At 50.1% G+C, this 6,371-nt stretch carries 6 protein-coding genes; 3 read left to right on the forward strand and 3 right to left on the reverse strand.

Annotation, left to right across the window (positions count from 1 at the left end):
* The first annotated feature begins 222 nt into the window (after positions 1-222).
* Both guaB and waaF read left to right on the forward strand, forming a co-directional pair.
* Positions 223-1,686, forward strand: a complete 1,464-nt coding sequence (guaB, locus tag ACTHS3_RS05340; protein ID WP_003678893.1) for an IMP dehydrogenase — start codon at positions 223-225, stop codon at positions 1,684-1,686.
* A 284-nt stretch (positions 1,687-1,970) separates the two neighbouring features.
* Positions 1,971-2,990, forward strand: a complete 1,020-nt coding sequence (gene waaF, locus ACTHS3_RS05345; RefSeq protein ID WP_004519841.1) for a lipopolysaccharide heptosyltransferase II — start codon at positions 1,971-1,973, stop codon at positions 2,988-2,990.
* 137 nt (positions 2,991-3,127) lie between these two features.
* On the opposite strand, the gene ACTHS3_RS05350 is transcribed toward waaF, so the two are convergent.
* From ACTHS3_RS05350 to ACTHS3_RS05360, 3 genes are all read right to left on the reverse strand, one after another.
* On the reverse strand, positions 3,128-4,102 hold the full coding sequence (locus ACTHS3_RS05350) for a class 1 fructose-bisphosphatase (protein ID WP_049344695.1): 975 nt from the start codon (positions 4,100-4,102) through the stop codon (positions 3,128-3,130).
* Between the two features lie 67 nt (positions 4,103-4,169).
* Positions 4,170-4,523: a hypothetical protein gene (locus tag ACTHS3_RS05355; protein ID WP_049344694.1), complete on the reverse strand. Its 354-nt coding sequence runs from the start codon at positions 4,521-4,523 to the stop codon at positions 4,170-4,172.
* Positions 4,524-4,653: 130 nt separating this feature from the next.
* Positions 4,654-5,499, reverse strand: a complete 846-nt coding sequence (locus ACTHS3_RS05360) for a 23S rRNA (adenine(2030)-N(6))-methyltransferase RlmJ (RefSeq protein ID WP_049344693.1) — start codon at positions 5,497-5,499, stop codon at positions 4,654-4,656.
* Positions 5,500-5,624: 125 nt separating this feature from the next.
* On the opposite strand from ACTHS3_RS05360, the gene ACTHS3_RS05365 reads away from it, so the two are divergent.
* Complete coding sequence (locus ACTHS3_RS05365) at positions 5,625-6,239, forward strand: riboflavin synthase subunit alpha (protein WP_049344692.1); 615 nt, start codon at positions 5,625-5,627, stop codon at positions 6,237-6,239.
* Positions 6,240-6,371: the final 132 nt, after the last annotated feature.

Here is a 6,371-nt window from a genome sequence, read left to right on the forward strand (position 1 = left end):
TATCAGACAGGTTTTGAGTACGGAAGATTTCATGGGTTTCCCTTATGTAAATGATGTTCTCATGCGGCTTATTTTACTTGAAACTGCAATGCGTTGGCATATTTTTGTACGCCAAATCAAATCATGTAAAAAAATAACGTTAAAACGTGTATTGCCAATGTTAGCATCAAGCCGGTGTGATATAATGCCGTGCATCTTGCACAAACTGAAAGACCGAGCATCATGCGTATTGTAGAAAAAGCCTATACTTTCGACGACGTTTTGTTGGTTCCAGCGCACTCAAACGTGCTGCCTCGAGATGTCAAACTTCAAACCAAACTCACCCGCGATATCACGCTCAACCTCCCTCTACTTTCTGCTGCAATGGATACCGTTACCGAAGCGCGTCTGGCCATCTCTATGGCTCAAGAAGGCGGCATCGGCATTATCCATAAAAACATGACGCCGGAGTTGCAAGCGCGTGCCGTTTCCAAAGTGAAGCGCCATGAGAGCGGTGTGGTGAAAGATCCCGTTACCGTTGCGCCGACCGCATTGATCCGCGAAGTCTTGGAAATGCGCGCACAACGCAAACGCAAAATGTCCGGTCTGCCTGTTGTTGAAAACGGCAAAGTGGTCGGTATCGTGACCAACCGCGACCTGCGTTTTGAAAACCGTGTCGATCTGCCGGTTTCTGCTATCATGACTCCCCGTGACCGTTTGGTTACCGTTCCTGAAGGTACCAGCATCGATGAAGCCCGCGAAATCATGCATGCGCACAAAGTTGAGCGCGTTTTGGTGTTAAATGACCAAGACGAACTCAAAGGTCTGATTACAGTTAAAGATATTCTGAAAACAACCGAATTCCCTAATGCCAACAAAGATGCCGAAGGCCGCCTGCGCGTCGGTGCCGCGGTGGGTACCGGCGGCGATACCGAAGAGCGCGTCAAAGCATTGGTAGAAGCAGGCGTGGACGTGATTGTGGTTGATACTGCCCACGGTCATAGCCAAGGCGTTATCGATCGCGTGCGCTGGGTAAAAGAAACCTACCCACACATCCAAGTCATCGGCGGCAACATCGCGACTGCTAAAGCTGCTTTGGATTTAGTCGCTGCCGGTGCGGATGCCGTTAAAGTCGGTATCGGCCCGGGCTCGATTTGTACGACCCGTATCGTGGCCGGCGTGGGCGTGCCTCAACTGACTGCGATTCACAATGTTTCCGAAGCCCTGAAAGGTACAGGCGTTCCCCTGATTGCTGACGGAGGTATCCGCTTCTCCGGCGATATTGCCAAAGCTCTGGCAGCAGGTGCATACAGCGTCATGCTGGGCGGTATGTTTGCCGGTACGGAAGAAGCTCCGGGTGAAATCGAACTTTACCAAGGCCGCTCTTACAAGTCTTACCGCGGCATGGGTTCGTTGGGTGCGATGAGCCAAGGCTCTGCCGACCGCTACTTCCAAGACAAAACCGACAGCACAGACAAATATGTTCCTGAAGGCATCGAAGGCCGCGTTCCTTACAAAGGTCCGATCGTGAACATCATCCACCAGCTGACCGGCGGCCTGCGCTCCAGCATGGGTTATTTGGGTTGCGCCAATATTGCTGAAATGCACGAGAAAGCAGAATTTGTGGAAATCACTTCTGCCGGTATGAGCGAATCTCACGTTCACGACGTACAAATCACCAAAGAAGCGCCTAACTACCATCGTTAAACGAGTATAAAAAGGTCGTCTGAAAATATTTCAGACGGCCTTTCTGTTTTTATAAGGTTTTAAAAATGAAGCAAATATTGCTTGCTGCCGTTATGCTTAGTATTTGGGGTGTGGTATTTGCCGAATAATTGGGAAGACAAACGCTTCACGCGCTCGAGCCAGAGTGCATCTGTTGAAATAATATGTATCAACCAGTACGTTCTGATCTAGGCGATTAAACCGAGTTTCAGACGGCCTTTTAAAAATCGTATTACAATAAGCCAAAATTAAAAACACATTCCATTATGTCCAAAAAAATCCTGATTATTACCCCAAGCTGGATTGGGGACTGCGTCATGACCCAACCGCTTTATCGCCGTTTGCATGAGCTGCATCCCGGCTGCACTATTGATGCTTTTGCGCCCAAATGGTCGATGGCCGTATTTGAGCGTATGCCTGAAATCAACCGTGTGATGGAAAACCCGTTTGGACATGGTGCGTTGGAATTAAAAAAACGCTGGCGTATCGGACGTGAATTGGGAAAAGAAGGCTATGATCAAGTAATTGTTTTGCCCGGTTCGCTCAAATCCGCCATTATTGCCTTGGCTGCGGGCATTAAGCAGCGTACGGGCTATGTTGGCGAGTCGCGCTATTTTTTGTTGAACGATATCCGCAAGTTGGATAAGGCCGCGTTGCCGTTGATGGTCGACCGCTATACTGCGCTGGCACATCCGACCCAAGCGGATTTTAACGGGCATTCCGATAATCCCTGTTTCACGATTGATTCCGAAAGCCGTCAAGCCGCTTTGGCAAAACATGGTTTGACGACGGATAAACCGATTTTGGCATTTTGTCCCGGTGCGGAATATGGCCCGGCCAAGCGTTGGCCTGCGCGTCATTTTGCCGAACTCGGCCGCCGATATTTGGCCGAGGGTTGGCAGGTTTGGCTGTTTGGTTCGCAAAAAGATTTCGATATTGCAGATGAAATCAACCAACTTTCAGACGGCCTGTGTACCAATCTTTGCGGCAAAACCAATCTTCCGGAGGCGATTGATCTGTTGTCTTGCGCCGATACGGTCGTGTGCAACGACAGCGGTCTGATGCATCTTGCGGCCGCGCTTGATCGGAAATTGGTTGCGGTTTACGGCTCATCCAGCCCTGACCATACGCCGCCTCTAAGCCAAAAGGCAAAAATCGTCAGCTTGAATTTGGATTGTTCGCCATGTTTTAAACGCGAATGTCCGTTAGGGCATACGGATTGTTTGAACAAGCTGACGCCGGATATGGTGCAAAAAGCAGCGGAAGAGCTGGCTCGTTCGGCGTAATCCAATAAAGCTTAGATGGAAAGTAGTAAAGGGCAGATTTGAGTCTGCCTTTTGATTTTTCATTTCTTTGATTTCTTAACGAAAGGCCGTCTGAAAATTATATTTCAGACGGCCTTTTTTGGTTTCAATATATCCGATTATTTTTGATGCAGATTGTAAACGTATTCGACTTCTTCGCGGCTGCCCATGAATACGGCAACACGTTGGTGCAGGCCGGTAGGTTGGATGTCGAGCATGGCTTCGATGGCGTTGTTTGATGCGCCGCCGGCTTGTTCCATAAGCAGGCTCATCGGGTTGGCTTCGTACATCAGGCGCAGTTTGCCCGGTTTGGATGGGTCGCGTTTGTCTTGCGGATACATGAATACGCCGCCGCGCATCAGGATGCGGTGGATTTCGGCAACCATGCTGGCTACCCAGCGCATATTGTAGTTTTTGCCGCGTACGCCGGTTTCGCCTGCCAGCAATTCGTCAATGTATTGTTGAACAGGGGCGAACCAATGTCTTTGGTTGGACATATTGATGGCGAATTCTTTAGTAGACTCGGGAACGCGCGGATTTTCTTTGGTCAGCAGGAATTGGTTGGCATCGTCCAGAGTGAAGACGAACACGCCGTGACCGACAGTCAGTACCAGTTGTGTTTGCGGACCGTATAAAACATAACCTGCGGCCACTTGGTCGCGGCCTTTTTGCAGGAAGGACTCGGTAGTTAATGCGCCTTCTGGTTTCGCCAAGATGGAGAAGATGGTGCCGACGGAGATGTTGACGTCGATATTGGAAGAGCCGTCCAACGGGTCAAACAATACCAAATAGCCGCCGTTTTCGTGTGTGGCGACATAGGTGTCTTCTTCTTCGCTGGCAAGGCCTGCGATGTTGGCATTGGCTTTTAAAACATCAATCATGATGTTGTTGGCAATGACGTCAAGTTTCTTTTGGTCTTCGCCTTGGATGTTGCCGGTACCTGCCATGCCCAAAACGCCGGAAAGCGCGCCGAGGCGGACTTTGGCGTTGATGTCCAAACAGGCGGCGGCTACGGATTCCAGTACGCTGGCCAGCTCTTGCGGCAGTTTGTGTTCGGGCAGGTGTTGGGCTAAGAATTGGTTCAGTGTCTTCATGGTTTCACTCTTTTCCTAAGTTTGAATCGAATATTTTTCAATTTCAGGCCGTCTGAAAACGGCGTGTTCATTTGGTTTTGCTCTCGGCCATGCCTAAAACTTCTTTAGTGCAGGCGATGCTGGTGTCTTTGATGCGTTTTTTCAGCTCGTCGCTGATGGAGTCGCTGCCGCCCAAAAGCGATGTCGCTTCTTCAGGATTGATTTGGTCGACTGTTTTTTCGCCGATGCAGCGGCAGATTTTTTCAGTGGTCGCGGAATCAAACGGGCTTTTTCCGGAGGCTTTTTCTACGCAGGCTTCGGTTGCCGAGCGGACAAATTCGGTGCGGAAACTTTGGGTAAATTCTTCTTTAAATTCGTTTTTTGCTGATTCGCTGCACGCGCAGAGCAGGAGTGTGCAGGCTAGGGGTGTGCGTATATTCATGAGTGGACGGCCGTTAATTGTTATGTTGTGAATTGTAGTGGAAAAAGGCTTAAGTATAAAGGGTTAAGGCCGTCTGAACAGGTATGGCGGCAAAATCAAAGCGTTTGGGTATACGTTCAGACGGCAGTGTTTATTTCGTTTTGCTTTCCAATACATAATGCGCGCCGACATCTTGCGCCAAAATTTTGGCAAGTTCGGGCAGATTGTTTTGCAACTGTTCGGCAAGCATATAGGGCGGGTTGATGACGAACATGCCGCTGCCGTGCATACCGAAGCCGTCGCTGCGCGGCGTATGGACATGAAGCTCGGCGTGCAGATAATTGTCGGGAGCGATTTTTTTGAGTTCGTCCGGAAGTTTGCGGCTTTCTTCGCGGCTCAAGCAGGGATACCAAACCATGTAGCAGCCGGTTTCAAAGCGTTTTAAAGCATCTTTCAAGACTTGGACGACACGGCGGTAGTCTTGTTTTTCTTCGTAGGGCGGATCAATCAAGACGGCGGCGCGGCGCGGCGGAGGAGGCAGAAGTGAAATCAAACCTTGATAACCGTCCGCTTGGCTGACCTGCACTTTACGCGCAGGGCGAACTTCGCGCATATTGTTTTGTAAATGGACAAAATCGGCAGGGTGCAGCTCAAAGAGGCGCATTTTGTCGCTGTCGCGCGTGAGCGCCTGTGCTAGCCAAGGCGAGCCGCAGTAAAGGTTGTCTTGCGGCAGTATTTGTTTCAGACGGCCCACAAATTCGGCCAATTCGGCAGGCAGCTTGTCAGCTTGTTCCAAGAGCACAAAGCCTTGTTTGTATTCGCCGACTTTTTGCGCTTCATCGCCGCTCAAATCATACAAACCGGCACCGCTGTGCGTATCGATATACCAATAGGGCTTGTCTTTGCGGTTGAAATATTCGAGGACGAGGAAGAGGGTAAAGTGCTTGAGCATATCGGCATGGTTGCCGGCATGGAAGGCGTGGCGGTAGCTGAGCATGATCGGGCTGCGGAAATAAAAATTCGATTATACCCCAAACCATCGCCATCACCGCTTTCAGACGGCCTTTGTGCCTGGAAAATGCTACAATATCCGCCTTATCGTACCATCGGAAAGAAGACATCATGTTTACAGGCATCGTACAAGGTATGGGCAAAATTACAGACATCGCCCAACCTTCGCCCGACTTTCGTACCCACACAGTTGAGCTGCCCCCCGAAATCGCCGACAATCTGCAAACCGGCGCCTCTGTCGCCAACAATGGTTGCTGCCTGACCATTACCCGAATCGACGGCAACAAAGTCAGCTTTGATTTGATGGACGAGACCTTACGTAAAACCAATCTCGGCAGCTTGAAAGTCGGCGACAGTGTCAATTTGGAACGCGCGGCGCGGTTTGGCGATGAAATCGGCGGCCATGTAATGAGCGGCCATGTGATGGCGGTTACCCGAATTTCCCGAATTGAATCAAGCGAGTTCAACCGTACAGTTTGGTTTGAGCTGCCGGAAAACCTCAAGCCCTACATCCTGACCAAAGGCTTTGTCGGTTTGGACGGTTGCAGCCTGACCATAGGTGAAATCAGCGACAGCGAATTTTGCGTACACCTGATTCCGGAGACTTTGGAGCGCACCCTGTTTGGCAGCCGCAAAGAAGGCGACCTCATTAATATTGAAATCGATCCGCAAACCCAAGCCGTTGTCGATACCGTGATGCGAGTATTGGCGCAAAAGGCCGTCTGAAAAAAAGAAAGCCGAAATGAAATTATCCAATTTTTTGAAAAAAGCGAATTCCGTTTTAAACCGTCTGGATTTAATCCTGCCTGACGAAGCCGGTAAAACCGACTGGCGCGCTTTGGCCTACCGTTGGCACAG

The organism is Neisseria sp. P0009.S007, from assembly GCF_051962515.1.

Excerpts from the sequence above, each read along its gene's own strand:
- guaB (WP_003678893.1), top strand. The coding sequence starts at position 223 with ATGCGTATTGTAGAAAAAGCCTATACTTTCGACGACGTTTTGTTGGTT.
- waaF (WP_004519841.1), top strand. The coding sequence starts at position 1,971 with ATGTCCAAAAAAATCCTGATTATTACCCCAAGCTGGATTGGGGACTGC.
- ACTHS3_RS05350 (WP_049344695.1), bottom strand. The coding sequence starts at position 4,102 with ATGAAGACACTGAACCAATTCTTAGCCCAACACCTGCCCGAACACAAA.
- ACTHS3_RS05355 (WP_049344694.1), bottom strand. The coding sequence starts at position 4,523 with ATGAATATACGCACACCCCTAGCCTGCACACTCCTGCTCTGCGCGTGC.
- ACTHS3_RS05360 (WP_049344693.1), bottom strand. The coding sequence starts at position 5,499 with ATGCTCAGCTACCGCCACGCCTTCCATGCCGGCAACCATGCCGATATG.
- ACTHS3_RS05365 (WP_049344692.1), top strand. The coding sequence starts at position 5,625 with ATGTTTACAGGCATCGTACAAGGTATGGGCAAAATTACAGACATCGCC.